Annotated in this window: 22 protein-coding genes and 1 pseudogene; 18 read left to right on the forward strand and 5 right to left on the reverse strand. The window is 66.7% G+C overall.

The window, feature by feature from the left end; translation table 11 throughout:
* Positions 1–29: 29 nt before the first annotated feature.
* The 3 genes from LFT49_RS07885 to moaA all read right to left on the reverse strand — a co-directional run bounded on the left by LFT49_RS07885 (position 30) and on the right by moaA (position 3,194).
* A complete protein-coding gene (locus LFT49_RS07885; protein WP_237430207.1) occupies positions 30–1,703 on the reverse strand; it encodes an HNH endonuclease signature motif containing protein in 1,674 nt (557 codons plus the stop codon).
* A 91-nt stretch (positions 1,704–1,794) separates the two neighbouring features.
* The gene (locus LFT49_RS07890) at positions 1,795–2,061 is read right to left on the reverse strand and encodes a MoaD/ThiS family protein (RefSeq protein WP_236801917.1); all 267 of its coding nucleotides are present in this window, start codon (positions 2,059–2,061) and stop codon (positions 1,795–1,797) included.
* Positions 2,062–2,066: 5 nt separating this feature from the next.
* Positions 2,067–3,194 (reverse strand): GTP 3',8-cyclase MoaA, encoded by a 1,128-nt coding sequence (moaA, locus tag LFT49_RS07895; protein ID WP_237430208.1) that lies wholly within the window; start codon positions 3,192–3,194, stop codon positions 2,067–2,069.
* 227 nt (positions 3,195–3,421) lie between these two features.
* Here moaA and LFT49_RS07900 point away from each other — a divergent pair.
* The 8 genes and pseudogenes from LFT49_RS07900 to LFT49_RS07935 all read left to right on the forward strand — a co-directional run bounded on the left by LFT49_RS07900 (position 3,422) and on the right by LFT49_RS07935 (position 10,294).
* Positions 3,422–4,943: pseudogene (locus LFT49_RS07900) on the forward strand (molybdopterin-dependent oxidoreductase).
* A 23-nt stretch (positions 4,944–4,966) separates the two neighbouring features.
* The gene (locus tag LFT49_RS07905) at positions 4,967–6,226 is read left to right on the forward strand and encodes a molybdopterin molybdotransferase MoeA (RefSeq protein WP_237430209.1); all 1,260 of its coding nucleotides are present in this window, start codon (positions 4,967–4,969) and stop codon (positions 6,224–6,226) included.
* Positions 6,214–6,705 carry a cyclic pyranopterin monophosphate synthase MoaC gene (gene moaC / locus LFT49_RS07910; protein WP_236821739.1) on the forward strand — a complete coding sequence of 164 codons (492 nt, stop codon included), beginning with the start codon at positions 6,214–6,216 and terminating at the stop codon, positions 6,703–6,705. Before LFT49_RS07905 ends, moaC begins: the two co-directional genes overlap by 13 nt.
* Positions 6,702–7,226 (forward strand): MogA/MoaB family molybdenum cofactor biosynthesis protein, encoded by a 525-nt coding sequence (locus LFT49_RS07915; RefSeq protein WP_236801921.1) that lies wholly within the window; start codon positions 6,702–6,704, stop codon positions 7,224–7,226. Before moaC ends, LFT49_RS07915 begins: the two co-directional genes overlap by 4 nt.
* Entirely contained in the window at positions 7,216–7,680 is a 465-nt protein-coding gene (locus tag LFT49_RS07920) for a molybdenum cofactor biosynthesis protein MoaE (RefSeq protein ID WP_236801922.1), read from the forward strand. The genes LFT49_RS07915 and LFT49_RS07920 overlap by 11 nt, the downstream gene beginning before the upstream one ends.
* 67 nt (positions 7,681–7,747) lie before the next feature.
* Positions 7,748–8,518: a 4-hydroxy-tetrahydrodipicolinate reductase gene (gene dapB / locus LFT49_RS07925; RefSeq protein ID WP_236801923.1), complete on the forward strand. Its 771-nt coding sequence runs from the start codon at positions 7,748–7,750 to the stop codon at positions 8,516–8,518.
* 3 nt (positions 8,519–8,521) lie between these two features.
* Positions 8,522–8,995 (forward strand): hypothetical protein, encoded by a 474-nt coding sequence (locus tag LFT49_RS07930; protein WP_236801924.1) that lies wholly within the window; start codon positions 8,522–8,524, stop codon positions 8,993–8,995.
* A 333-nt stretch (positions 8,996–9,328) separates the two neighbouring features.
* Positions 9,329–10,294: a TM2 domain-containing protein gene (locus LFT49_RS07935; RefSeq protein ID WP_236801925.1), complete on the forward strand. Its 966-nt coding sequence runs from the start codon at positions 9,329–9,331 to the stop codon at positions 10,292–10,294.
* Positions 10,295–10,420: 126 nt separating this feature from the next.
* Here LFT49_RS07935 and LFT49_RS07940 read toward each other — a convergent pair whose 3' ends face one another.
* Positions 10,421–11,656 carry a heparan-alpha-glucosaminide N-acetyltransferase domain-containing protein gene (locus LFT49_RS07940; protein ID WP_237430210.1) on the reverse strand — a complete coding sequence of 412 codons (1,236 nt, stop codon included), beginning with the start codon at positions 11,654–11,656 and terminating at the stop codon, positions 10,421–10,423.
* A gap of 121 nt (positions 11,657–11,777) precedes the next feature.
* On the opposite strand from LFT49_RS07940, the gene LFT49_RS07945 reads away from it, so the two are divergent.
* The 7 genes from LFT49_RS07945 (at position 11,778) to LFT49_RS07975 (ending at position 19,743) form a co-directional block, all read left to right on the forward strand.
* The gene (locus tag LFT49_RS07945; RefSeq protein WP_236801927.1) at positions 11,778–12,245 is read left to right on the forward strand and encodes a hypothetical protein; all 468 of its coding nucleotides are present in this window, start codon (positions 11,778–11,780) and stop codon (positions 12,243–12,245) included.
* Between the two features lie 58 nt (positions 12,246–12,303).
* The gene (dapA, locus tag LFT49_RS07950) at positions 12,304–13,212 is read left to right on the forward strand and encodes a 4-hydroxy-tetrahydrodipicolinate synthase (protein ID WP_237430211.1); all 909 of its coding nucleotides are present in this window, start codon (positions 12,304–12,306) and stop codon (positions 13,210–13,212) included.
* Between the two features lie 40 nt (positions 13,213–13,252).
* Positions 13,253–14,944, forward strand: coding sequence for a ribonuclease J (locus LFT49_RS07955; protein ID WP_236801929.1), 1,692 nt, complete (start codon positions 13,253–13,255; stop codon positions 14,942–14,944).
* 140 nt (positions 14,945–15,084) lie between these two features.
* Entirely contained in the window at positions 15,085–17,985 is a 2,901-nt protein-coding gene (locus LFT49_RS07960) for an FtsK/SpoIIIE family DNA translocase (RefSeq protein ID WP_237430212.1), read from the forward strand.
* Positions 17,986–18,002: 17 nt separating this feature from the next.
* Positions 18,003–18,647 (forward strand): CDP-diacylglycerol--glycerol-3-phosphate 3-phosphatidyltransferase, encoded by a 645-nt coding sequence (pgsA, locus tag LFT49_RS07965; RefSeq protein ID WP_236801931.1) that lies wholly within the window; start codon positions 18,003–18,005, stop codon positions 18,645–18,647.
* Positions 18,644–19,123 (forward strand): CinA family protein, encoded by a 480-nt coding sequence (locus LFT49_RS07970; protein ID WP_237430213.1) that lies wholly within the window; start codon positions 18,644–18,646, stop codon positions 19,121–19,123. Before pgsA ends, LFT49_RS07970 begins: the two co-directional genes overlap by 4 nt.
* Before the next feature lie 167 nt (positions 19,124–19,290).
* Positions 19,291–19,743 carry a helix-turn-helix domain-containing protein gene (locus tag LFT49_RS07975; protein WP_237430214.1) on the forward strand — a complete coding sequence of 151 codons (453 nt, stop codon included), beginning with the start codon at positions 19,291–19,293 and terminating at the stop codon, positions 19,741–19,743.
* 93 nt (positions 19,744–19,836) lie between these two features.
* Here the strand turns inward: LFT49_RS07975 and LFT49_RS07980 are convergent, their stop codons facing one another.
* The gene (locus LFT49_RS07980) at positions 19,837–20,367 is read right to left on the reverse strand and encodes a MarR family winged helix-turn-helix transcriptional regulator (protein WP_236821747.1); all 531 of its coding nucleotides are present in this window, start codon (positions 20,365–20,367) and stop codon (positions 19,837–19,839) included.
* Positions 20,368–20,408: 41 nt separating this feature from the next.
* On the opposite strand from LFT49_RS07980, the gene LFT49_RS07985 reads away from it, so the two are divergent.
* The 3 genes from LFT49_RS07985 to LFT49_RS07995 all read left to right on the forward strand — a co-directional run bounded on the left by LFT49_RS07985 (position 20,409) and on the right by LFT49_RS07995 (position 22,506).
* Positions 20,409–20,633, forward strand: coding sequence for a DUF3046 domain-containing protein (locus LFT49_RS07985; RefSeq protein WP_141940786.1), 225 nt, complete (start codon positions 20,409–20,411; stop codon positions 20,631–20,633).
* 196 nt (positions 20,634–20,829) lie between these two features.
* Positions 20,830–21,885 (forward strand): recombinase RecA, encoded by a 1,056-nt coding sequence (gene recA / locus LFT49_RS07990; protein WP_236802823.1) that lies wholly within the window; start codon positions 20,830–20,832, stop codon positions 21,883–21,885.
* Positions 21,886–21,978: 93 nt separating this feature from the next.
* Positions 21,979–22,506, forward strand: a complete 528-nt coding sequence (locus LFT49_RS07995) for a regulatory protein RecX (RefSeq protein ID WP_237430489.1) — start codon at positions 21,979–21,981, stop codon at positions 22,504–22,506.
* The last annotated feature ends 3 nt before the right edge of the window (positions 22,507–22,509 follow it).

Genomic DNA, 22,509 nt, shown 5'->3' on the forward strand with positions numbered 1-22,509 from the left:
GCCTGCGGGCCGCGCGCCTTGCCGACCCATCAATACTGATCGTTTGACACCGGTCGGGCGGCTAGCCGGTCCGGCGCTGGCAATACGTTTGTGATTCCAGCGCTTCCCATTCCCAGTTCCTGCAACGGGTCGGGTGGCAGGATGAAGGGCTGCGCGTAGAAGTCCTCCCACAGTGGATCTGTCGGGCATAGTTCGCCCGGCTCGAGCAGGTTTTGGCCGGGTGGATCTTCGGGTGGTGGATCGGCCCAATCAGGCATGCCCGCGAGCAGTTGCTGCCACTGTGGAGCGTCCACCGACATGGCAGCCACGATAGCTTCCGCCGGCAGGATTCCCGGTGGCCAGTGGGTGGGTTCTGGGTGGGGGTGTTCGGGTTTGTAGTGGCGGCCGGTGGGTGAGGTCCAGCCGGGTGATCTGTCTTCTGTTGCCGGCTCTGGTGTCCATTGGGTGTGGTGTTTGAGCCGGTGGTGTTTCGGGCAGAGCTGTGCCAGATTGCTGGCCCCGGTGGTTCCGCCGTGTTCCCAGGCCTGAAGGTGGTCGGTGTCGTTGTCCGGGGTGCCGTTGGTGCAGCCGGGGAAGGTGCATTTGCCGTCGCGCATCCTGATCCAGCGTTTGATGGTTTCGGTGAGCCGGTAGTTCTTCCGGCCGATCTCCAAGGGTGCCCCGTCTCTCGGGTCCACCAGGACCCGGTAGAAGGAGTCCGCCCCGTCGGCGACCAGTTTCCGGGCCATGGATGCCGGGATGGGCCCTAACCCGTCCAGCGTTGCGGGCTCATCCGTGAGTCCGAGGAGGGAGAACACCGGCACCGTGACCAGGACGTCGGCCCGCGGGGTGGGGACCTTGCCGGGTTCGCTTGCTGATCCAAGGAGCAGGGATGCTGCGATGTCGGGGCGGAGTTGGGTGATGGTGCGTGGTTCGTTGGGGCCTTGGAGGCCGCGGGCGGTGGCGGTGGTGCGGTTCCAGATGGCGCAGGCGGTGTCGCCGGGGAGGTAGAGCGAGACCCAGGCCATGCCGTCCCGGTCCGGGGTGTATTCCATCCGCCGGTCCGCCACCCCTTTGGCGTGGCGTTTCTGCAGTGTCTCGGGGTGGTGGCGTTCGCGCCAGGCGCGGACTTTGGCCCGGAAGCGGGAGGGGACGAGTTCGCCAGGGGCTGCGCCGCGGGCGGGGTGGGGTGCGTCGGGGTCGAAGAAGTGCGCCACCAGCGCAGCAGCACCGGCCGGATCAAGGCCCTCGGTTTCATCGGCGATAACCCTTGCGTGCTGCCAGGACATGGCCCCGGTGGCCAGGGCCTGGAACACCGGTGGCAGGGAGCAGATCTTCCGGGACTGCTCCACCAGAGCACCTGCGGCGGCGGAGCTGATGGTCAGGACCCCGGCGATCTCCTCCACGACGGACATCTCGGCGTAGGTGCGGTCCCGGACAGACGCGTCCGGCGGGGTCATGGCCTGCTGGAAGCCGACCGCCTCGGCTGCATCCCGTGCCTTCATCGCCGCGAGCTGCGCCTCCAACCGGGCCGCGAGTTCCAGCCGTTCCAGCCGGATCTCGTACCGCCGCCGCAGGACATCAACACCCGAACCAACACCAACCCCGGACGCCAGGTAAGAATCCTCCCGCTCCAGCACACTCATGGCGTCCAGCGCATCCAGGGCGGCCACAGAGGCATGAACACCTTCCACACCTGCCCCAACACCACTGATGACTGCCATAAAAGAATCATCCAATGAGGCTCTGACATTTAGAGTGGGGGCGAGAGCAACGTCAAGCAGGCAGGACCCCAAGGGCCGGAAAGCCTGCTGCCTAGCCCCCAGCGAACGGCGGCAGCACGTCGACGACGTCGTCGGGACCCAGCACGGTTGCCTGGTCCCGCACGGCCACCTCATTGAGCAGGAAACTGCTGCGGGAAAGGATACTGGGCAGCGGGGGAGTCCCCGACGGAGGCTCCGGCCGCTCCACGGCCGCAACAGCCTCCAACAGATCCGCCACCGTGGCGCCGCCGGGCAGGTCGAACTTCTCCTCCTCGAAACCGGCGGCGGCGCGTGCGGCAGCAAAGTAGCGTACAAGCATTCCGGTCAGCCCCCGATGGCACTCATGCTGCGGTCCGGCTGGACGAAGTCCGGGGCGTCCAGTCCCACGTGGTCCATGCCGTGGGCTTTGGGTTTGATCCACATGGCGTCCTGCCACCGGTGCGCCAGCTCGGCGTCGCTCGCACCCGCGCGCAGCAGGCCCAGGAGGTCGTATTCCTCGCGCGAGAACAGGCAACTCATGATCTTGCCTTCGGCGGTGATCCTGGTGCGCCGGCAGTCGGAGCAGAAGGGCTCGGTGACGGAGGCGATAATCCCCACCGTTCCCAGCACGGGACCCTCCGGATCAGGAGAACCTGCCGCCCGCCGTCGTACTTCAAAGCGCTCCGCAGGGGCGCCGTCGCGTTCCCGCGGATCGGGACTGAGGACGAAGTCCCGGGACAGCAGCCCGCGGATCTCGGCGGCGGTCATCATGTTGCGGCGCGTCCAGCCGTGGTCGGCGTCGAGGGGCATCTGCTCGATGAACCGCAATTCGTACCCGCGCTCCAGGGCCCAGGCCAGCAGTTGCGGCGACTCGGCATCGTTGATCCCGCGCATCAGGACAGCGTTCAGCTTGACCGGTCCCAGCCCGGCAGCCCACGCGGCGTCAACACCGGCGAGGACCTGGTTCAGGAAGGGACGGCGGGTCAGCTTGGTGAACGTTTCCTCGTGCAGGGAATCAAGTGAGACGTTGATGCGCGTCAGCCCGGCATCCTTGAGCGCGGCCGCCTTTTTCGCCAGGCCAACGGCGTTGGTGGTCATGGAGATCGGAAGGTCCGGATGGTTGCGCCGCAGGGCTGCGATGATGTCCACCAGGTCGTGCCGGACCAGCGGCTCGCCGCCCGTCAGCCGCAGCTCCCGGACGCCCAGCTGATCCACGCCCACCTTGACGATCCGCACGATCTCTTCAGCGGACATGACTGCCTGCTTGGCCAACCACTCGAGGCCTTCGGCAGGCATGCAGTAGGTGCAGCGGAGGTTGCATTTGTCGGTCAGGGACAGCCTCATGTCCGTGGCGCGGCGGCCGTATCGGTCCGCCAGGCCGGCCGGTGCATCCGCGGGCCTGGCACGGGGAACGCCCGGCAGGGCCGATGCTGCTTCCTCCCGCGGCTGGGGCATGCCTAGCTGGACACTCATGAATTCAGGCTACGCCACCTTGAGCGGCACATCACACCCTGACCGGCCCGGCGTCACCCGGGTGCCACGAACCTATGCTGGGAGTTGTGAACAGTTCCGGGCACAGGTACGGGGCGGACGACGACGGCGGCGGCCTTCAGGGGCGGCCGGAACGTTCCGTCCGGCAACCGGGAGTCCCGCGCGCTAGGGTGCGGGACACAAGGGGGCGTTGGGCCGCTGCCGCCGGGATGGTGGCCGTCGCCGGCGGGGTCGCCGCGGGGGAGTTGCTGGCAGGATTCGCCAGCCCGTCCCTGTCCCCGTTGACCGGCGTCGGCGGAGTGGTGATCGATGCCGTTCCTCCCGGTGTGAAGGACTGGGCCATCTCCCTTTTCGGTACGGCCGATAAGGCTGCCCTGCTGACGGGCATGGCGCTGGTCATCGCCGGGCTGGCGGCACTGGCCGGAGTGCTTGAGTTCCGGAGGCGGTTCACTGGGGCCGTCCTGGCGGGCATCTTCGGCCTCGCCGGGGCTGCCGCAGTCCTGACGCGTTCCCAAGCGGCCCCGGTCGCACTCCTGCTTCCGCTTCTGGCCGCGGGTGCCGCCGTCGTGCTGTTGCGGCTCCTGGTGGGCAAGCTCGCGGCGTGGCAGTCAGCGGCCTCAACCCGCGACGGCGAAAGGACAGCAGATCCCACACCATCCCGGTCCCGCCGCAGCTTCCTCCAGGCCCTCGCCGGCACCGCGGCTTTGGCCGCCGTTGCCGGGGCCGTGGCGGGTATCTGGCGCGGTGCCGCCAACGCGGTCAGCGAAGCCAGGGCCCGCATCACCCTTCCAACGCCGGCATCTCCGGCGCCGCCAATCCCGGCGGCCGCGGAGTCCGGCGTGGCGGGAATGCCGCCGCTGGTCACGCCAAACCGTGACTTCTACCGGATCGATACAGCCCTCACCGTCCCGGCGGTCAACCCGGATACCTGGCTGCTCAAAGTCACCGGCATGGTGGCCCCGGGAGGTCCAGCTCTCCTTCGCGGACCTGATGGCCAAACCCCTGACCGAACGCCACATCACCATCGCCTGCGTCTCCAACAACGTGGGCGGCGACCTGATCGGCAACGCCCGCTGGCTGGGCTGGCCGGTCAGGGACCTGCTGGCACTGGCAGGACCGCAGCCGGGATCCGACATGGTGCTCTCGCGCAGCACCGACGGCTGGACCGCCGGAACGCCCCTGGAGGTGCTGACGGATAACCGGGATGCCCTGCTGGCCGTCGGCATGAACGGTGAACCACTGCCGCTGGAGCACGGCTTCCCCGTCCGGTTGGTTGTCCCCGGCCTTTACGGTTATGTTTCGGCAACCAAGTGGCTGACGGAACTCAAGGTCACCAGGTTTGCCGACGACGCCGGGTACTGGACCCCGCGGGGCTGGTCCGAGCGCGGACCCATCAAGACGTCGTCGCGGATCGACGTGCCGCGCAGCGGGCGCCCGGTCAGCCCGGGAACCGTTGTATTTGCCGGCGTCGCCTGGGCCCAGCACACCGGCATCGGGAAGGTGGAAGTGCGGCTCAACCGGGGGCCCTGGCGGGAAGCCGAGCTGGCGCCCGGCATCTCCGCCGACACTTGGTACCAGTGGAAGCTGACCGTCGACCTCACACCGGGGCAGTACGAAATCCAGGTCCGCGCGACCGACATGAACGGCCGGCCCCAGGATGAAACATCACGGCCGCCCGCGCCTGACGGGGCCACCGGATTCCACACGGTTAGAGTGGACGTGAAATCCTGACGGCCGCGACCAAAGGCGTACCCATGACCACTGCGCATCACGCCCCTGCGGGCAAGGCCCACAACGCCCGCTCCGTCGCCGCGCATCTGGCCGCAGTCACTGACCTCCTCGCCCCGCTGGCGGTAGAATCCCGCACTGAAGTTGTTCCCCTGCCTGATGCCCTGGGCCGGGCGCTGGTGCACGGACTCCTTGCTCCGCTCAGCCTTCCCCCCTTCGCCAACTCCCAGATGGACGGGTATGCCGTCCGTTCCGCGGACATCCCCGACGGCGGCGCTGAGCTGCGCATCATGCCTCCCATTCCCGCCGGGTCGAGCCCGCAGCCGCTTGGGCCGGGGGCTGCGGCGCCCATCATGACAGGTGCGATGATCCCGGCGGGGGCTGACGCCGTCGTACCTATTGAAAAATCGGTGCCTGACCACTTCCTTCCGGAGCAGGACGGCACTGTTGTGACGCTGCCTGCCACCGCCCCGGGAACGTACGTGCGCGCCGCCGGCAGCGACATTGCGGCAGGGGAGCGGGCGCTCGCCGCCAGAACCTGCCTGGGGCCGGCGCAACTGGGACTGCTCGCCGCCCTTGGCATAACGGAGGTGGAGGTGTACCGGGCGGTGACCGTCCTGCTCGTCACCACCGGGGACGAGGTAGTTGAACCGGGCCGGCCCCTGCCGGAGGGCAAGATCTACGACTCCAACGGAACCCTCCTGGAAGCGGCAATGACGCAGGCAGGGCTTCGCGTCCGCCGCGCCGGGATCTCCAACGACAACCCTGCGGAACTCCAGGCGCTACTGCGGACGGAAGGCCGGGACGCGGACCTGATCGTCACGACCGGCGGGGTCAGCAAGGGAGCCTACGAGGTGGTGCGGCAGGCCATGGCGGAACAACCGGTCGACTTCCTTCACGTCGCAATGCAGCCCGGTGGCCCCCAGGGAATCGGAACGTTCGACGGCGTCCCCTTCCTTGGGTTTCCCGGCAATCCTGTCAGCTGCCTGGTGTCCTTCGAGATGTTCCTCCGGCCCGCCCTGTCGACCTTGCTCGGGGCACCGGCGGCCCGGCTGCCCCTGCGCGCCCGCCTTGACCTTGAAGGGCAAGCCCAGCAACTCAGGTCCCCCGGGCCCAAACACCAGGTCCGGCGGGGCAGCCTGCAGCCGGACGGGACGGTACGGCTGGAAGGCGGCGAGAGCTCGCACCTGATGCACGCGCTGGCAGGTTCGAACGTCCTGGTCCACGTTCCTGCCGGCGTAACGGAACTCGCTGCCGGGGACGAGGTGGAAGTATGGATGCTGTGAACGCAGAACAGACCCCCGCCCTGACGCACCTGCGCCAGGACGGCAGCGCCCAGATGGTGGATGTTTCCGCCAAGGCAGAGACCACCCGGGAGGCGACGGCCACCGCCACGGTCCGGACCACCGCCGAAGTGATGCAGCTCCTGGGCACCGGCGGGCTCCCGAAGGGGGATGCACTGGCCGTTGCCCGCGTGGCCGGCATCATGGCCGCCAAGAAGACCCCGGACCTGATTCCGCTCTGCCATCCGCTGCCGCTGTCCAAGGTGACGGTCGACTTCGACCTTGGTCCGGCGGCCGTCACCATCAGCTCCACGGTGAAAACCCGCGGCGTCACCGGGGTGGAAATGGAGGCCCTGACGGCGGCCTCCGTGGCGGCGCTGAGCGTTTACGACATGATCAAGGCCGTGGACAAGCACGCGGTCCTGACGGATATCAAGGTGCTGGCCAAGAGCGGCGGCAAGAGCGGAGACTGGGCACTGTGACCACACCTTTCAGCGCGGCCGCCCCACATGTGCACGGCGAGGTACAGGGGCGGAAGGCCGGCGTCGTCGTTGCCTCCACCCGTGCGGCCGCCGGCATTTACGAAGACGAAACCGGCCCCGTGATTACAGACTGGCTCGCCGAGCATGGCTTTGACGTGTTCCCGGCCATGGTGGTCCCCGACGGTGACCCGGCAGGTGCCGCCATCAGGGCGCTCCTCACCCAGCACCCCGCCGTCATCATCACCAGCGGCGGCACCGGGCTAAGCCCCGACGACCGCACGCCGGATGTCACCCTGCCGCTCCTGGACCGGGAGATCCCCGGGATCATGGAGGCGATCAGGAGGGCGGGCGCTGCCAAAACCCCGCTCGCGTCCCTGAGCCGGGGTTACGCCGGCGCCGCAGGGCACACGTTCATCGTGAACCTGCCCGGTTCACCCAAGGGCGTCATGGACGGGCTCACCGTCCTGGACCCGCTGATCGGGCACCTCTGCGACCAGTTGGAAGGCGGACATGGGCACTGAAGCATTCGAAGTAGTAAGGGCAGTCCTGAGCCCGGACCCCATCTCTGTGGACCAGGCCATAGCGGCGGTGGAAAGCGACACCGCGGGCGCGGTGGTCAGCTTCAGCGGCGTGGTGCGCAACCACGACGGCGGCAAGGCTGTCCAGCGCCTCAGCTACAGCGCGCATCCCACGGCACACCAGGTGATGGCCGACGTCGTCGCCCGCCTTGTTGCCGAACAGGACCCGGAAGGGGATGCCGGGGCTGAACAGCCTGTCCGCATCTGGGCAGCACATCGCATCGGCATGCTGGAAATCGGCGACCCCGCGCTGGTGTGCGCCGTGTCCGCCGCGCACCGCGGCCAGGCCTTCGCCGTCTGCTCCGAACTCGTGGACCGCATCAAGGAACAGGTGCCCATTTGGAAGGAACAGTTCTTCTCCGACGGCACCGTGGAATGGGTAGGCGCAGGCGGCTGACCCACCGCGAGGTAACGCATGCCGCCCGGTTCCTGCACCAACCACCGCCGCCGGTAGGGTTAATGCCATGACCGAACAACACTCCGTTCCCAAGCTGGTGGCCGTCCTCGGCGCCACTGGACGCATGGGCGCCGAGGCCGTCAAGGCTATCGACGCCGCTCCCGACATGAAGCTCGTCGCAGCCCTCGGACGGGGTGACTCGCTGGAACAGCTGACCACCTCTGGTGCCCAGTACCTGGTGGACCTCACGGTCCCCGAAAGCACCGAAGCGAACGTCCGCTTCGCCGTCGAGCACGGAATCCACGCCGTGGTGGGCACCACCGGTTGGGACGCGGAACGCCTGTCCGCACTGGAATCCCTGCTGGCCGAGCACCCGGAGACGGGCGTCCTGATCGCGCCGAACTTCGCCCTCGGCTCCGTGCTGGCCTCCGCGTTCGCCGCGAAGGCGTCCAAGTACTTCGAATCGGTGGAGATCATCGAACTGCACCACCCGGACAAGGTGGATGCCCCTTCCGGCACCGCCGTCCGCACCGCACAGCTCATCGCTGCGGAACGTGCTGCTGCACAGGTGCCGCCCAGCCCCGATGCCACCACCAGTGAACGCGCCGGCGCACGCGGCTGCGAAGTGGATGGCGTCCGCGTGCACAGCGTCCGGCTCCGCGGGCTCGTGGCACACCAGGAAGTGCTCCTGGGAGGTCCCGGTGAGCAGCTGACCCTCCGCCACGACTCCTTTGACCGTGCTTCCTTCATGCCGGGCGTGCTCCTGGGTGTGCGCAACGTTGCTGCACACCCCGGCCTCACCGTTGGCCTGGACGGTTACCTGGACCTGGGGCTTTAGGCCGTGAACGGGCTGGCAGCCGGCTTCCGGAAGAACCGCACCAAGATCTGGGTGGCAGCGGTAACGCTGTTGCTGGTGTTCTACCTGGTGGTGTCCTTCCAGCGCTCACTCCTGCTCCTGTCGGACAGCAACCTGACCGCCAAGGCCATCGGCGCCGCCTACCTGGTGCTGCCCATTGTTGGCGCCTGGGCCCTGATCCGCGAGCTGATGTTCGGTGCCCGCACGGAGCAAATGGCCAAGGTCCTGGAGGCCGAAGGCGGCCTGCCGGTGGACGAGCTCCCGCGCACGCCCGGCGGCCGGATTGTCCGGGCGGCTGCAGATGCCGAATTCGAAAAGTACCGGGCCGAGGCTGAGGCCGCTCCCGACGACTGGCGTTCATGGTTCCGGCTGAGCTGCGCCTACGATGCCGCCGGAGACCGCAAGCGTGCCCGGGCGTCCATGCGCGACGCCGTGAAGCTTTTCACCGCCGCGTCCTAGCTCGCAGGGCAGCCCTGCCCAACTGCCGTAATCGGCATTGCCGCCGCGATGGGCATTTCTGCCCATCGCGGTCTTTTGCCGTCCACGGTAGGTTGACTTAGTAAACACTCTTTAGCTTTGGGGGAAAGCATGAGGTTGGCCGCTGCCGTTGGCACTGTCCGCGCCACTGGGCTGCAGCATCTCCGGCCCGGCCCCCAACATCCCCACCCCTGTACTCCACACGCCGTCATTCCGCGTGCCCGGATGCCGGCGCAGCGCTGCACCCTTACCACCGCATGCCTCATCACCGCACCCTGATCACCGCCCCCTCGTCACCGCACAGAAGGACCACCAATGAGCCACCCGAATTACCCCCACCCGCAGCAGAACGGGCCGGCGGCGCCGCCCATTCCGCCGCCGTCATCCTTTGGCGCGCAGCCCGCTTTCGAGGGGCAGCATCCGGCAGGTCCGCAGGGGGAATACCAGCCCGGGTCCTACGGCCAAGGGCCCTACCCGGATGCGCCGCGGAAGTCCTTCATGGTCACGTGGCTCCTTTCCCTCCTGCTGGGCACGTTTGGTGTGGACCGCTTCTACCTGGGCAAGATCGGCTCCGGCGTGGCGAAGCTGCTCACGGCCGGCGGTGCGGGTATCTGGGCGATTGTGGACCTGATCATGACCCTGACGGGAAACACCCGGGACAAGGACGGCCGTCCACTGGAGGGCTACCAGGAAAACAAGAAGAAGGCGTGGATCATCACTGCCGTCGTCTGGCTGATCAGCATTATCACCGGGATTTTGTTGACTATCACGTCCATCGCCATGGTTGGTGCGGCCATCGACGCCCGGAAGGTTCCCGTGGCACCTGAACTTCCTTCGGCCTCCCAGGCCGCGCCTGCCCCCTCCGGCGGAAGCCCGACCGGCGGCAGCGCGGCCGGAGCGAACTCCATGGTGGCCACCGTGTCCGAAGGCAACACCGCGAAAGTCAGCGTTCTCGACTCCATTTACACGGACAAGATTCCCGGCATGGACTACATGGAGCCAAAGAACGGCGGTTTCCTTGCGGTGGAGGTTTCCTGGGAGACGCAAACCGGCACCAGCTTCTCCAGCCCCTCCAACTTCACGGTCCTTGATGCCGACGGCAAAGAGGGCGAGCAGGTGTACCTGGATGAGAAGCTGGGGCCCTTGCCCAGCGATGAGGTAAGCGCCGGTGATGCCCGCCAGGGGATCATTGCCTTCGACGTCAAAAAGGGTCCGGTCCAGGTTGTGGTATTCGATGACTACGGCGACAAAGCGGCCACCTTCACCCTGACTGCCCAGTAGCCGGACAACCCCCGTTAGGGGTTGAAAAAGGAACCCGCGACCCCATCACCGAATGGGCGCGGGTTCCTTGGAGTTAACTGGAAAACCCGGCCGATATGTGGAAGCCAGTCTTTCGATGGCTGCCGGTCAGTACAGGGCTTTGAGGCCGCCCCGGCCCACCCGGCTCGCCGCGTGGGCCACCCATTCCAGCGGACCGCGCCACCCCAGCACGGCGAACACCATGCCGATGATGACGGCGGCCGCTGCATGGGCAAAGTACATGCCGTCCTCGGTCCAGCCCACGGGCAGGGGCTGGAGGTAGAAGCCGGATATCACCCAGACGTGCACCGTGTACAAGGTCAGCGTCATGGCGCCTGCTCCCCGCAACGGCAGCAGCAGGTCCAGGTCCACCCACTCGGCCAGCCGCCCCAGAAGCAGGCATGCCCCGATAGCCGCCGCCGCCACCGCTGAGGTGTGCAGCAGGTCAAGCGTGGTACCGGAGTGCGGTGCGGCCGACGCGAGCCACCACCACGAGCCCTCCTGCGGCAGTCCTGCCAGGTTGACCTGCAGCACGCTCCCCAGCGGGTATCCCGGTGAGTTCAGGACTTTCTCCAGGGCGGCCCGGCCACCCCAATCCTCCATCGCGGCTGTGCCCAGGGTCTTGGCGGCCACGGCCACCACCGTCCCGCCCACCAGCAGCAGGACGGGAACCAGTGCCTTACTGAGGACCAGGCGGCCGATGGCCAGCCCCACCAGCAGGTAGGACAGCCACTGCACCACCGGGTAGTACCCGGTGAAGAACACGTCCGCGAGCAGCCTGGAAGGCGTCCCCAGGTCCTCCCAGTTCGGGTTGTGGCCCAGCTTCAGGGGCGGCTCGGGGGCAAGGAGCCAGGGCCGCAGCAGATAGGCCAGCATCGGCGACGCCAGGATCCAGCCGGCGGCCCACGCACACAGTCGCTTCACGCCGAGTCCCAGGAAAGGCAGGATGCACAGGAAAAGGGCGGCGTAATGGACCAGGATGATGGCCACGTTCACTTCCAGGCTGCCCAGGGTAAGCCCGACGGCGGCAATCACCAGGGCGCGCAGCGCCACTCCACGCCGGGCGCCGGAGAGTTCGGCGCCCTCCAGGGGCTTGTCCCTGCCCGTGGAGAGGGCAAGCCCGACGCCGGCCAGGACGGCGAAGAGCGCCGCGGCCCGCCCCGAGAACGTGAGGCCGATCCAGGTTGGGGTGAGGCTGGCGTTCGATTCGAACGTCGGCAGCAGGTGCGTGGCCATCATGCCCAACAGGGCCAGGCCGCGGGCGGCGTCGATGCCCCGAAGGCGCCCCGGTTGTTGCCCGCCTGGGGTCTTCCGGGACCGGGTGGCCGGGGTTCGGGACGTCATGACCAGATCGTCTCACATGCACTGGCGGCGTTGCTGTCAAGCAGGCAACCACGGGGGAAGGGGAGCGCGGCAGTGCAGTGACCCTCTTGTTTTCGAATATATGTTCGAATAGCATGGCTGCATGAAGACGCCATCTACCGGAACCCCTTCGCCACGGGGATCCGACCAGCCGGGAAACCTGCACTCCGGAAAGCTGCAGTCAGGGAACTTTCGGGCCGGTCAATTACCGGCAGATTTCCGCCCTGCGGGCCCTTCGGTGGACGGCACTGGAGCGGACGGCGGGCTGCTGAGGGCAATGAGCCCCGGAGTGGTGGACTATCTCTTCCGCCAGCTCGTCTCAGGTCGTCCCGCCGAGGACGTCCAATGGGAGCGGGAGGGCATCAGCCTCGCGGCCCAGCCAGAGGGGGCCGAGCTGGCCCGGCGGCTGGCGGAAACCGACATCGATGCGCTGACGCCAACGGAGCTGTTCCACTATGTACGCGCTGCGCAACGGCTCGAGTCCTGGGCTGAGGACCTTCGGCAGGCCGCCGTCGGACGCTATTGCCACGCCGGAACAAACGCGCCCCGGCCCGGCGGGCACCGTATTTGACGCTCGTCACGCCCGTGGCATTGTCCTAACCAGCCGGGGACAGGGTAACGTTTTTTCCATGGCTGACTCTTCCGCGCACATCCCTGCCCTCGGTACCCTCCTGACCGCCATGGTCACGCCGTTCACCAAGGACGGCGCAGTGGATTACGACCAGGCGGCAGCGCTGGCCAGCAAGCTGGTCGACGACGGCTGCGACGGGCTGGTAGTCACGGGAACCACGGGGGAAACCTCCACACTGACGGACGAAGAGAACCTCGGCATGTTCCGCGCCGTCAAAGACGCCGTAGGCGGCCGGGCGGCAATCATTGCCGGTACCGGCACCAACGACACCGCGCACTCGGTCCACCTTTCCCAGCAGGCGGCAGCCCTCGGCGTCGACGGCCTCCTCCTGGTGACCCCTTACTACAACAAGCCCAGCCAGGCAGGTGTCCGCGCCCACTTCGAGACCATCGCGTCCGCCGTGGACGTACCCGTCATGCTCTACGACATCCCCGGCCGGTCCTCCATCCCCATCGAACCGGACACCGTGATCCGGCTGGCGCAGCACCCCAACATCGTCGCTGTGAAGGACGCCAAGGCGGATTTTGTTGCCGCCACCCGCGTCATGGCGGAAACGGACCTCCTGTTCTACTCGGGCGATGACGGACTGACACTTCCTTGGATGGCCCTGGGCGCCGTCGGCCTGGTGGGCGTCACCACCCATGTCGCCACCCGCCGCTTCCGCGAACTGATCGACGCCGTCAACGCCAACGACCTCGGGACCGCCCGCAAGATCAACTTCGAGCTGCAGCCCGTGGTCCGCGCCACCATGACCCGCGTCCAGGGCGCTGTGGCGGCCAAACAGATTCTTAAATGGCAGGGAGTCCTGCCCAACTCGATTGTCCGTTTGCCCCTCGTGGAGCCGGACGAAACCGAGATCGAAACCATCCGCGGGGATTTGGCGGAAGCGGGGCTGGTCTTCTCCTGAGGCTAAGACCGGCACCCTTCCGCCTGGAAAGAAGTGCACTATGACCCAAACTGCCCTTACCGGCCTTGTCACCCCTCCGCGCCTGCCCCAGGGCACGCTGCGAATCGTCCCGCTTGGCGGGCTGGGGGAAATCGGCCGGAACATGGCCGTGTTCGAAATCGACGGCAAACTGCTGATCGTGGACTGCGGCGTCCTCTTTCCCGAGGAAACCCAGCCCGGCGTTGACCTGATCCTGCCGGACTTCTCCTACATTGAGGACCGGCTAAACGACGTGGTGGCGGTGGTCCTCACCCACGGCCACGAAGACCACATCGGCGCGGTGCCCTACCTGCTGAAGCTGCGCAACGACATCCCGTTGGTGGGATCGCAGCTGACCCTTGCCCTCATCGAAGCCAAGCTGCAGGAGCACCGCATCAGGCCCTACACGCTGACCGTCGAAGAGGGCCAGGTGGAAAAGTTCGGGCCCTTCGAATGCGAGTTCGTGGCCGTCAACCACTCCATCCCGGACGCTTTGGCCGTGTTCATCCGCACCGCGGGCGGCACCGTCCTGCACACCGGCGACTTCAAGATGGACCAGCTGCCGCTGGATGGCCGCATCACCGACCTCCGGCACTTCGCCAAGCTCGGCGAAGAAGGCGTGGACCTTTTCATGTCCGACTCCACCAACGCGGACGTCCCCGGATTCACCACGGCTGAGAAGGAAATCGGCCCGACCCTGGAGCGGCTTTTCGGCCAAGCCACCAAGCGCATCATCGTGGCCTCCTTTTCCTCCCACGTCCACCGCGTGCAGCAGGTCCTGGACGCGGCCGCCAAGCACAACCGCAAGGTGGCCTTCGTGGGCCGGTCCATGGTCCGCAACATGGCCATCGCCGAAAAACTGGGCTACCTCGACGTTCCCGCCGGACTGATTGTCGACATCAAGAACATCGACAACCTTCCCGACAACCGTGTAGTACTCATGTCCACCGGTTCCCAGGGTGAGCCGATGGCTGCCCTGTCCCGCATGGCAAACGGCGACCACCGGGTGGTGGTGGGCGACGGCGATACCGTCATCCTGGCCTCCAGCCTCATCCCGGGCAATGAGAACGCAGTGTTCCGGATCATCAACGGCCTGCTTAAGCTCGGCGCCGACGTGATCCATAAGGGCAACGCCAAGGTGCACGTCTCCGGCCACGCTGCGGCCGGCGAACTGCTGTACTGCTACAACATCCTCGAGCCGCTGAACGCCATGCCCGTACACGGTGAAACGCGCCACCTGATCGCCAACGGCAAGATTGCCATCGAGTCCGGGGTGCCCGAGGCCAGCGTCATCCTCGCGGACAACGGCAGCGTCATCGACCTGCGCGACCACCAGGCAGACATCGTGGGCCAGGTGGAGGTGGGCTTCGTCTATGTGGACGGCTCCAGCGTGGGCGAGATCACCGATGCCGACCTCAAGGACCGCCGCATCCTGGGTGACGAAGGGTTCATCTCCATCATCACGGTTATCCACCGCGCTACCGGCAAGGTGGTGTCCGGCCCGGAAATCCACGCCCGCGGCGTGGCCGAGGATGATTCCGTCTTCGACGACATCATCCCCAAGATCAACGCGGCCCTGGAGGAAGCAGTACAGAACCACGCCGACCACACCAGCCACCAGCTCCAGCAGGTGGTCCGCAGGGTCGTCGGCACGTGGGTCAACCGGAAGCTCCGCCGCAAGCCCATGATCATCCCCGTGGTGCTCGAAGCCTGAGAGCACCCGCACACTGGCTCCGGCCCGTACTCCCGCTGCAAGCGGGAGTACGGGCCGGAGCTGTTTGACGACAGGGTCCGGGCACCTGCCCGGCCCCGATATCCCCGGAATCACAGCATGCTTCCGGTACCGTGGCTACTATGGCCACACGTACTACTTCCGCGCCCAAAGGTACCGGCAGGGGCAGCTCCGGCAGCAAATCCGGGAGCTCCACCGGCCGCGGAACCGGCTCCACCGCCGGCAAGGCTGGGCGCGGCGGCTCATCCAGCACCGCACGCACCCGCCAGCTTCCCGCCGTCGAACACCACCAGCCCTGGCTGCTGCGGGTGGTGGGTGGAGCCTGGCTGGGAGTTGGGCATCTGGTGGGCGGGGGAGTGCGCCGCATCGGCCATGACGTCAGCGACCTCCCTGCCGAGGAACGCCGCGACGGCGCCGCCCTGTTCAACCTGGCATTGGGCATCTTCATTGCCACCTTCGCCTGGTGGGGCCTGACGGGCTGGTTTCCGGACGCAGTGTACGCCGTGGTGAATGGCACGTTCGGCTGGATCTCCCTGCTGCTTCCGCTCATGCTTTTCGTGTGCGCGTTCCGGCTGTTCCGCCAGCCCTCCGACGGACGGGGCAACAACCGGGTAGGCATCGGCTTCCTGATCATGGCGTTCGCGGGCTGCGGCCTGGCGCACATCCTGGGCGGCCAGCCCACCGTCGCCGACGGCTTCGACGGCCTGCGCAGAGCCGGCGGCATGCTCGGCTTCCTGGCTGCCGCGCCGCTGGCCGCCATCCATCCGGCCGTGCCCGTGCTCCTCTACGGCCTGCTGGCCTTCATTTCGCTGCTGATCCTCACCGCAACCCCGTTCACGGCCATCCCGCGGCGCCTTCGGGGAGCGTACGAACACCTCATGGGCATCGACCTGATGGACCAGGAAAACCCCGGCGACACGCACGACCGCAGCTACCTGGAACGGACGCGGCCTCCGGCCCCGAAGAAAAAGAAGCGCAGGCTTTTTGGCAAGGATGAGGAGTCCGACGCCGGCCTTGAGGGCTACGTGGGCGACGAGGCCTTTGAACATGCCGTCATTGACGACGACGAGCCGGAAACTGCCCGCCCGGCGCCCGGCGTGCGGCGGCCCACCCAGGCGGAAATCGCCGTCGAGAAGATCAAGGCAGCCCAGGGCCTGGGCGCCGGGGCGCCGGCGGCGCCCGCTTCTCCGGCGGAGAACGCCACGGAGGCCATCCCGCTGGTCATCCCCGGCGCCGCTGCCCCCGGCAAGGCTGCCGCCGCGCCCACCGTGCCTTCCAACCCTGTTGCGCCGGCGCCGCCGCCCGTGCCGATCCCGCAGCGCACCGAGCAGCTCTCCCTCGCGGGCGACGTCACGTACACCCTCCCGGCCTCGGACTTCCTGACGCCAGGTTCCATCCCCAAGGAGCGCACCGAAGCCAACGACGCCGTCGTTGCTGCCCTGACCGACACCCTGACGCAGTTCAACGTCGACGCTACGGTCACGGGATTCAGCCGCGGCCCCACCGTCACCCGGTACGAGATCGAGCTCTCGCCCGGCACCAAGGTGGAGCGCGTCACGGCGCTATCCAAGAACATCTCCTACGCCGTGGCGTCCAGCGATGTCCGGATCCTCAGCCCGATTCCCGGCAAATCGGCCATCGGCATCGAGATCCCCAACACGGACCGCGAAACCGTCTCGCTCGGCGATGTGCTCCGCAGCCAGAACGCCCGCCGCACGGACCACCCGATGGTGATGGGCGTGGGCAAGGACGTGGAGGGCGGCTACGTGGTGGCCAACCTGGCCAAGATGCCGCACCTCCTGGTGGCCGGTGCCACCGGTGCCGGTAAGTCTTCCTTCGTGAACTCGATGATCACCTCCATCCTCATGCGGGCCACGCCGGATGAGGTCCGCATGGTCATGGTGGACCCCAAGCGCGTGGAACTGACTGCCTACGAAGGCGTCCCGCACCTGATCACGCCCATCATCACCAATCCCAAGAAGGCTGCCGAGGCACTGCAGTGGGTGGTCCGGGAGATGGACGCCCGCTACGACGACCTCGCCAACTATGGCTTCAAGCACATCGACGACTTCAACAAGGCGGTGCGTGCCGGGAAGGTCCAGCCGCCGGTGGACTCCAAGCGCGTCATTCGGCCGTACCCGTACCTGCTGGTCATCGTGGACGAACTCGCGGACCTCATGATGGTGGCCCCGCGCGACGTCGAGGACTCGATCGTCCGCATCACCCAGCTGGCCCGTGCCGCCGGCATCCACCTGGTGCTGGCGACCCAGCGTCCGTCCGTGGACGTGGTCACCGGCCTCATCAAGGCCAACGTGCCGTCCCGCATGGCGTTCGCTACGTCCTCCGTAACGGACTCCCGCGTGGTCCTTGACCAGCCGGGCGCCGAGAAGCTCATCGGCCAGGGTGACGCGCTCTTCCTGCCCATGGGCGCCTCCAAGGCAATGCGCGTCCAGGGCGCCTGGGTCACCGAGTCGGAGATCCACAAGGTGGTGGAGCACGTCAAGGGACAGCTCCAGGCCGTCTACCGGGACGACGTCGCCCCCGAGGCGGAAAAGAAGCAGATCGACGACGACATCGGGGACGACCTCGAGGTGCTGCTGCAGGCCACCGAACTCGTAGTCACCACGCAGTTCGGCTCCACCTCCATGCTGCAGCGCAAGCTGCGTGTCGGCTTCGCCAAGGCCGGCCGCCTCATGGACCTGCTCGAATCCAGGGGCGTGGTGGGTCCCTCCGAGGGGTCCAAGGCACGCGACGTGCTGGTCAAACCGGACGACCTCGCTGCCGTCCTGGCCGCCATGAAGGGCCAGGAGGCGCCGGCCACGGCGGACTCCCAGACCGCCGCGCTGAGCGACAACGCCAACGCCAACATTGCCCAGGGCGGCTACGCCGAAGACCTGGTGGCTGCGGACCTGGACAACAGGAAACAGAGCGTCGAATATTACGACGGCTCCGACTCCGCGCCAGGCGGGTACGGCGATGACGAGGACGGGTCCGAAGACGCATGGTCCCTCACCGGGCGTTAGCCCGGTAGCCTAGAAACGTGACTAGCACCGATGCAACCGCCGCCGGCCCAGGCCGTGCCGGGGTCTGGAACCTACCCAACGTCCTGACCATGATCCGCATCGCGCTGGTCCCGTTTTTCGTGTGGTTCCTCATAGCGGACGCCCCCGGGCTGCACAGCGAATCCGGGCCGTGGCGCTGGGCGGCGGTCGCAGCGTTCGCCGTCGCCATCTACACGGACAAGCTCGACGGCGACATCGCCAGGAGCCGTAACCTGGTCACCGACTTCGGCAAGATCGCCGACCCCATCGCCGACAAGCTCCTCACCGGTTCCGCGCTGGTGATGCTGTCCCTGCTGGGGGAGTTGCCCTGGTGGGCCACCCTTGTGATCCTGGTCCGGGAATGGGGCATCACAGCGCTGCGTTTCTTCGTGATCCGGTACGGCGTCATCCCTGCCTCCCGCGGCGGCAAGCTCAAGACCGTGGTGCAGACGGCGGCGATCTTCCTGTACCTCCTGCCGTTCGGACCGTTCGCACCGTGGATGTCGTGGGTTGCGTTCGCGGTCATGATGGCGGCCGTAGCCATCACACTGTGGACCGGCGTCGAATATGTCGTGGAGGCCCTGCGCCTCCGTGCGAAGGGCAAACGCCAGGCCGGGACCGTGCAGGGGCAGGAGCAGGCATGAGCAATCTTCACCATCTGGCCGGGGAGGCCGTCCGCCAGGCGCTTGAGTCCGGGCGGACCGTCGCTACGGCCGAATCGCTGACGGCGGGCATGGTGTCAGCGGTTCTCGCCGACACGCCCGGAGCATCCGGAATGTTGCAGGGCGGGGTGGTTGCCTACCAAAACTCCGTGAAGGACAAGGTGCTGCATGTCCCCGCCGATCTGCTGGCCCGCGTAGGGTCCGTTGACCCGGATGTCGCCCGCGCCATGGCAGCCGGGGCACGCACCGAACTCGGCGCCGACGTCGGACTTTCCACCACAGGGGTGGCAGGCCCCGATGCCCACGACGGCAAGCCGGTGGGGCGGGTTTACATCGGGATCTCCACCGCGGCTGGAACCTCGGCCTTCGAGTATTCCTTCACCGGCAGCAGGCCGGACATCCGCGCCGCTGCATGCGCCGCCGCCCTGGAAAGGCTTCTGGAGACACTGTCCGACTGAGGGCCTGGCCGCCTAAGTTACCGGGCGTAAAGTTGCCGGGAACAAAAGCCGGTACCGATTAGTTATTACATTGTGTCGCTTCCGGAGAGCGGAGGCGCCTAGGATGAAATGACCAAGACGGTCCGCCAGGCGGTGGACCTGACCAATGAGGGAGCAAGGCGATACAGATGGTAAAGCAGCCCGTATCCGTAAACGGCGTTGTCCGCTGGAAGGATGTGGGCCTCGCCGAACAGGCTAAGAGCGAACAGAAGGAGCGCAAGATGGTAGTACTTCGTCACGAAATCGGTGATGTCCTGCGCGATGTCCGCCAGCGTCAGGGGCGTACGCTCCGTGAAGTTTCGCACAGCGCCCGCGTCTCCCTGGGATACCTCAGTGAAGTGGAGCGCGGCCAGAAGGAAGCATCGTCAGAGCTCCTGTCCTCGATTTGTTCGGCGCTGGATGTTCCGCTGTCGAGCATGCTCCGCGAGGTCAGTGACCGTGTGGCAGTAGCCGAAGGCGTCGCCGTTCCGGACACCGTCCCACAGGAATTCTCCCAGCGTTACGGCCGTGACCTCGAGCGCGACCTCAGCACTGAACTGAACGACGAACTCTCCACGGGCCTCTTCTCCGGCGCCCGCTAAAGGCAGCCGGCGCCCGCAAGGGTCCGACGAACAGCAGGAAGCCCCCGGCCAGGCCGGGGGCTTCCTGCTGTCTCTTTTGGTTGTCATCTTCGGCTATTGGTCCTGGGCCGATGCTGCGCCAGCGGCTTCCCCGGGAAACCCATCACGCTCATATGTGGAGTTCAACTTGGCCATGTAGCGGCCGAGTTCCTGCAGGTCCTCCACCGGCCACTCGCGCAGCCGCTCCTGGAAGACCTGGCGCCGGGCGTCCTGGACCTGGTGCATTTTCTCCTCGCCCTTTGGCGTCAGGCGGATGGATTGTGCCCTGCGGTCCAGCGGGTCAGCCTCCTTGGACACCAGCCCCAGGCTTTCCAGGAACGCGATCTGCCGGCTGACTGAAGGCTTGCCCACCCCGATGTTCATGGCAAGCTCGGTGAGCCGGATGGGTCCCTCCCTCCGAATCACCGTCAGCAGCCCGTAGGCGGCAGGCTCCATATCCGGATGTACTTCGCGTGAAAGCTGGTTGGAAATGGCCCGGGCACGCCGCCAAAACAGGCTGATCTGGTGCTCAACATTCTGCAGCGCGGTGTCGGCGGCTTCTTCGCCTTCGTCGTGCCGTGGCGGGACATCCGGGGAGGTGCTCATGCCAATAATTCTATGGTCCACAATCATGAGAGGATTTACCGATGCGAATCAGCGAGTACTGGCGTCTCATGGATGACGAGTTCGGCGCGGGCTACTCCCGCGTGCTGAGCAGCACCCTGGTCCTTGCCGGGGTAGGCGGGCGCACCGCCGACCAAGCCCTCGCTGCCGGCGTGGAGCCCCGGAAGGTCTGGCTTGCCGTCTGCGACGTCCAGGACGTACCGGCAGAACGCCGGCTGGGACGGGACATCGCCCCGCGCCGGGACTAGCCCCAGTCCGGCCGGACACGCCGCAGAGGTTGCACTCTTCGAATACCTGTTCGGATAACGCTATGCTTTTTCTATTGGGTTTATCCACATAGCCGTCGTCCTCCGGCCGGAATGTCAGTGGTTCCCCTTAGCGTCAGAGATGACCAATAAATCGGCCGCGAAGGCCACCATCGAGAAAGCATTAGAGGTGTCAACCATGGCGGCAGCCCCGGATCGTGCAAAAGCGCTGGAAGCAGCGCTTGCCCAGATTGACAAGCAGTTCGGCAAGGGCTCGGTCATGCGCCTGGGCGACGAAGTCCGTGCCCCGATCGAAGTCATCCCCACCGGCTCCATCGCACTGGACGTCGCCCTTGGCATTGGCGGGCTCCCGCGCGGCCGCGTCATCGAGATCTACGGACCTGAGTCTTCCGGTAAGACCACCGTCGCCCTGCACGCCGTGGCAAATGCGCAGCGCGCCGGCGGCATCGCGGCCTTCATCGACGCCGAACACGCCCTGGATCCTGACTACGCCGCCAAACTCGGAGTGGACACGGACGCCCTCCTCGTCTCCCAGCCGGACACCGGTGAACAGGCCCTGGAAATCATGGACATGCTGGTGGGCTCCGGATCGCTGGACGTCATCGTCATCGACTCCGTTGCCGCCCTGGTGCCGCGCGCCGAAATCGAAGGCGACATGGGCGACAGCCACGTAGGCCTCCAGGCACGCCTCATGAGCCAGGCCCTGCGTAAGATCACCGGCCGCCTGAGCCAGACCAAGACCACCGCCATCTTCATCAACCAGTTGCGTGAAAAGATCGGCGTCTTCTTCGGTTCCCCCGAAACCACTACCGGTGGTAAAGCCCTGAAGTTCTACGCTTCGATCCGTATCGACGTCCGCCGGATCCAGACCCTCAAGGAAGGCGCCGATTCCGTCGGCAACCGGACCAAGGCCAAGATCGTCAAGAACAAGATGGCCCCGCCGTTCAAGGTTGCGGAGTTCGACATCATCTACGGCCAGGGCATCTCCCGCGAGGGCGGCATCATCGACATGGGCGTGGAGCACGGCATCATCAAGAAGTCCGGCTCCTGGTTCACCTATGACGGCGACCAGCTGGGCCAGGGCATGGAGAACTCGCGCCGGTTCCTGCGCGATAATCCTGAGCTCGCCGCCGAGCTCGAACGCCTCATCAAGGAGAAGCTCGGTGTCGGGGTCAAGCCCGCCGAAGACGACTCCAAGGATGCACCGAAGCTGAAAGCCGTCGACGGGTTCTAGCCCTTGGGTGGATCACGCTCACGGCGGTCCTCGTCCGGCGGCCCGTTGCCTGGGCCGCCGGACGACTTCGAGGTCCCTGAGGACCCGCAGTCCATTGACGCCGAACCGGACCCCTTCTCTGTCGCACAGGCCATCGTGTACCGGCAGCTCACTGCGGCGCCCAAGAGCAGGCTGCAGCTCGCCCGGAAACTGGCAGAACGCAATATCCCCGAGCATATTGCCGAAGCGGTGCTGGACAAGTTCCAGGAAGTGCGCCTGATCAACGATGCCGAATTTGCGGACATGTGGGTCAGGAGCCGATCCCAGTCCCGCAAGCTGGCCAAGGGTGCGCTGCGGCGCGAACTCGCGGAGAAAGGCATCGACCAGGAAACCGCGGCCTCGGCCCTGGAACAACTGACTGACGATGACGAGGAAGCCGCGGCCCGTGCCTTGGTTGAGCGCAAGCTCCGGCCCGGAACGGACGCCTCCGGCCCGGGGGAGCGGGACAAGGCGGTCCGGCGGCTGGCCTCCATGCTGGCCAGAAAGGGATACCAGCCGTCCCAGGCGTTCCGGATCGTCAACGAGGTCCTCGATGCGCGGAAGGAAGCCGACGAAGGTCCGGTCCAAAGCCGGTACCCTTAACGG

Origin of the sequence: Arthrobacter sp. FW306-06-A (assembly GCF_021870055.1) — a bacterium.
Classification (GTDB): domain Bacteria; phylum Actinomycetota; class Actinomycetes; order Actinomycetales; family Micrococcaceae; genus Arthrobacter.

What these genes read in the sequence shown, in the direction of transcription:
- LFT49_RS07885 (WP_237430207.1), bottom strand. Translation starts at nt 1,703, where the DNA reads ATGGCAGTCATCAGTGGTGTTGGGGCAGGTGTGGAAGGTGTTCATGCC.
- LFT49_RS07890 (WP_236801917.1), bottom strand. Translation starts at nt 2,061, where the DNA reads ATGCTTGTACGCTACTTTGCTGCCGCACGCGCCGCCGCCGGTTTCGAG.
- moaA (WP_237430208.1), bottom strand. Translation starts at nt 3,194, where the DNA reads ATGAGTGTCCAGCTAGGCATGCCCCAGCCGCGGGAGGAAGCAGCATCG.
- LFT49_RS07905 (WP_237430209.1), top strand. Translation starts at nt 4,967, where the DNA reads ATGACCACTGCGCATCACGCCCCTGCGGGCAAGGCCCACAACGCCCGC.
- moaC (WP_236821739.1), top strand. Translation starts at nt 6,214, where the DNA reads ATGGATGCTGTGAACGCAGAACAGACCCCCGCCCTGACGCACCTGCGC.
- LFT49_RS07920 (WP_236801922.1), top strand. Translation starts at nt 7,216, where the DNA reads ATGGGCACTGAAGCATTCGAAGTAGTAAGGGCAGTCCTGAGCCCGGAC.
- dapB (WP_236801923.1), top strand. Translation starts at nt 7,748, where the DNA reads ATGACCGAACAACACTCCGTTCCCAAGCTGGTGGCCGTCCTCGGCGCC.
- LFT49_RS07935 (WP_236801925.1), top strand. Translation starts at nt 9,329, where the DNA reads ATGAGCCACCCGAATTACCCCCACCCGCAGCAGAACGGGCCGGCGGCG.
- LFT49_RS07940 (WP_237430210.1), bottom strand. Translation starts at nt 11,656, where the DNA reads ATGACGTCCCGAACCCCGGCCACCCGGTCCCGGAAGACCCCAGGCGGG.
- LFT49_RS07945 (WP_236801927.1), top strand. Translation starts at nt 11,778, where the DNA reads ATGAAGACGCCATCTACCGGAACCCCTTCGCCACGGGGATCCGACCAG.
- dapA (WP_237430211.1), top strand. Translation starts at nt 12,304, where the DNA reads ATGGCTGACTCTTCCGCGCACATCCCTGCCCTCGGTACCCTCCTGACC.
- LFT49_RS07955 (WP_236801929.1), top strand. Translation starts at nt 13,253, where the DNA reads ATGACCCAAACTGCCCTTACCGGCCTTGTCACCCCTCCGCGCCTGCCC.
- LFT49_RS07960 (WP_237430212.1), top strand. Translation starts at nt 15,085, where the DNA reads ATGGCCACACGTACTACTTCCGCGCCCAAAGGTACCGGCAGGGGCAGC.
- LFT49_RS07970 (WP_237430213.1), top strand. Translation starts at nt 18,644, where the DNA reads ATGAGCAATCTTCACCATCTGGCCGGGGAGGCCGTCCGCCAGGCGCTT.
- LFT49_RS07975 (WP_237430214.1), top strand. Translation starts at nt 19,291, where the DNA reads ATGGTAAAGCAGCCCGTATCCGTAAACGGCGTTGTCCGCTGGAAGGAT.
- LFT49_RS07980 (WP_236821747.1), bottom strand. Translation starts at nt 20,367, where the DNA reads ATGAGCACCTCCCCGGATGTCCCGCCACGGCACGACGAAGGCGAAGAA.
- LFT49_RS07985 (WP_141940786.1), top strand. Translation starts at nt 20,409, where the DNA reads ATGCGAATCAGCGAGTACTGGCGTCTCATGGATGACGAGTTCGGCGCG.
- recA (WP_236802823.1), top strand. Translation starts at nt 20,830, where the DNA reads ATGGCGGCAGCCCCGGATCGTGCAAAAGCGCTGGAAGCAGCGCTTGCC.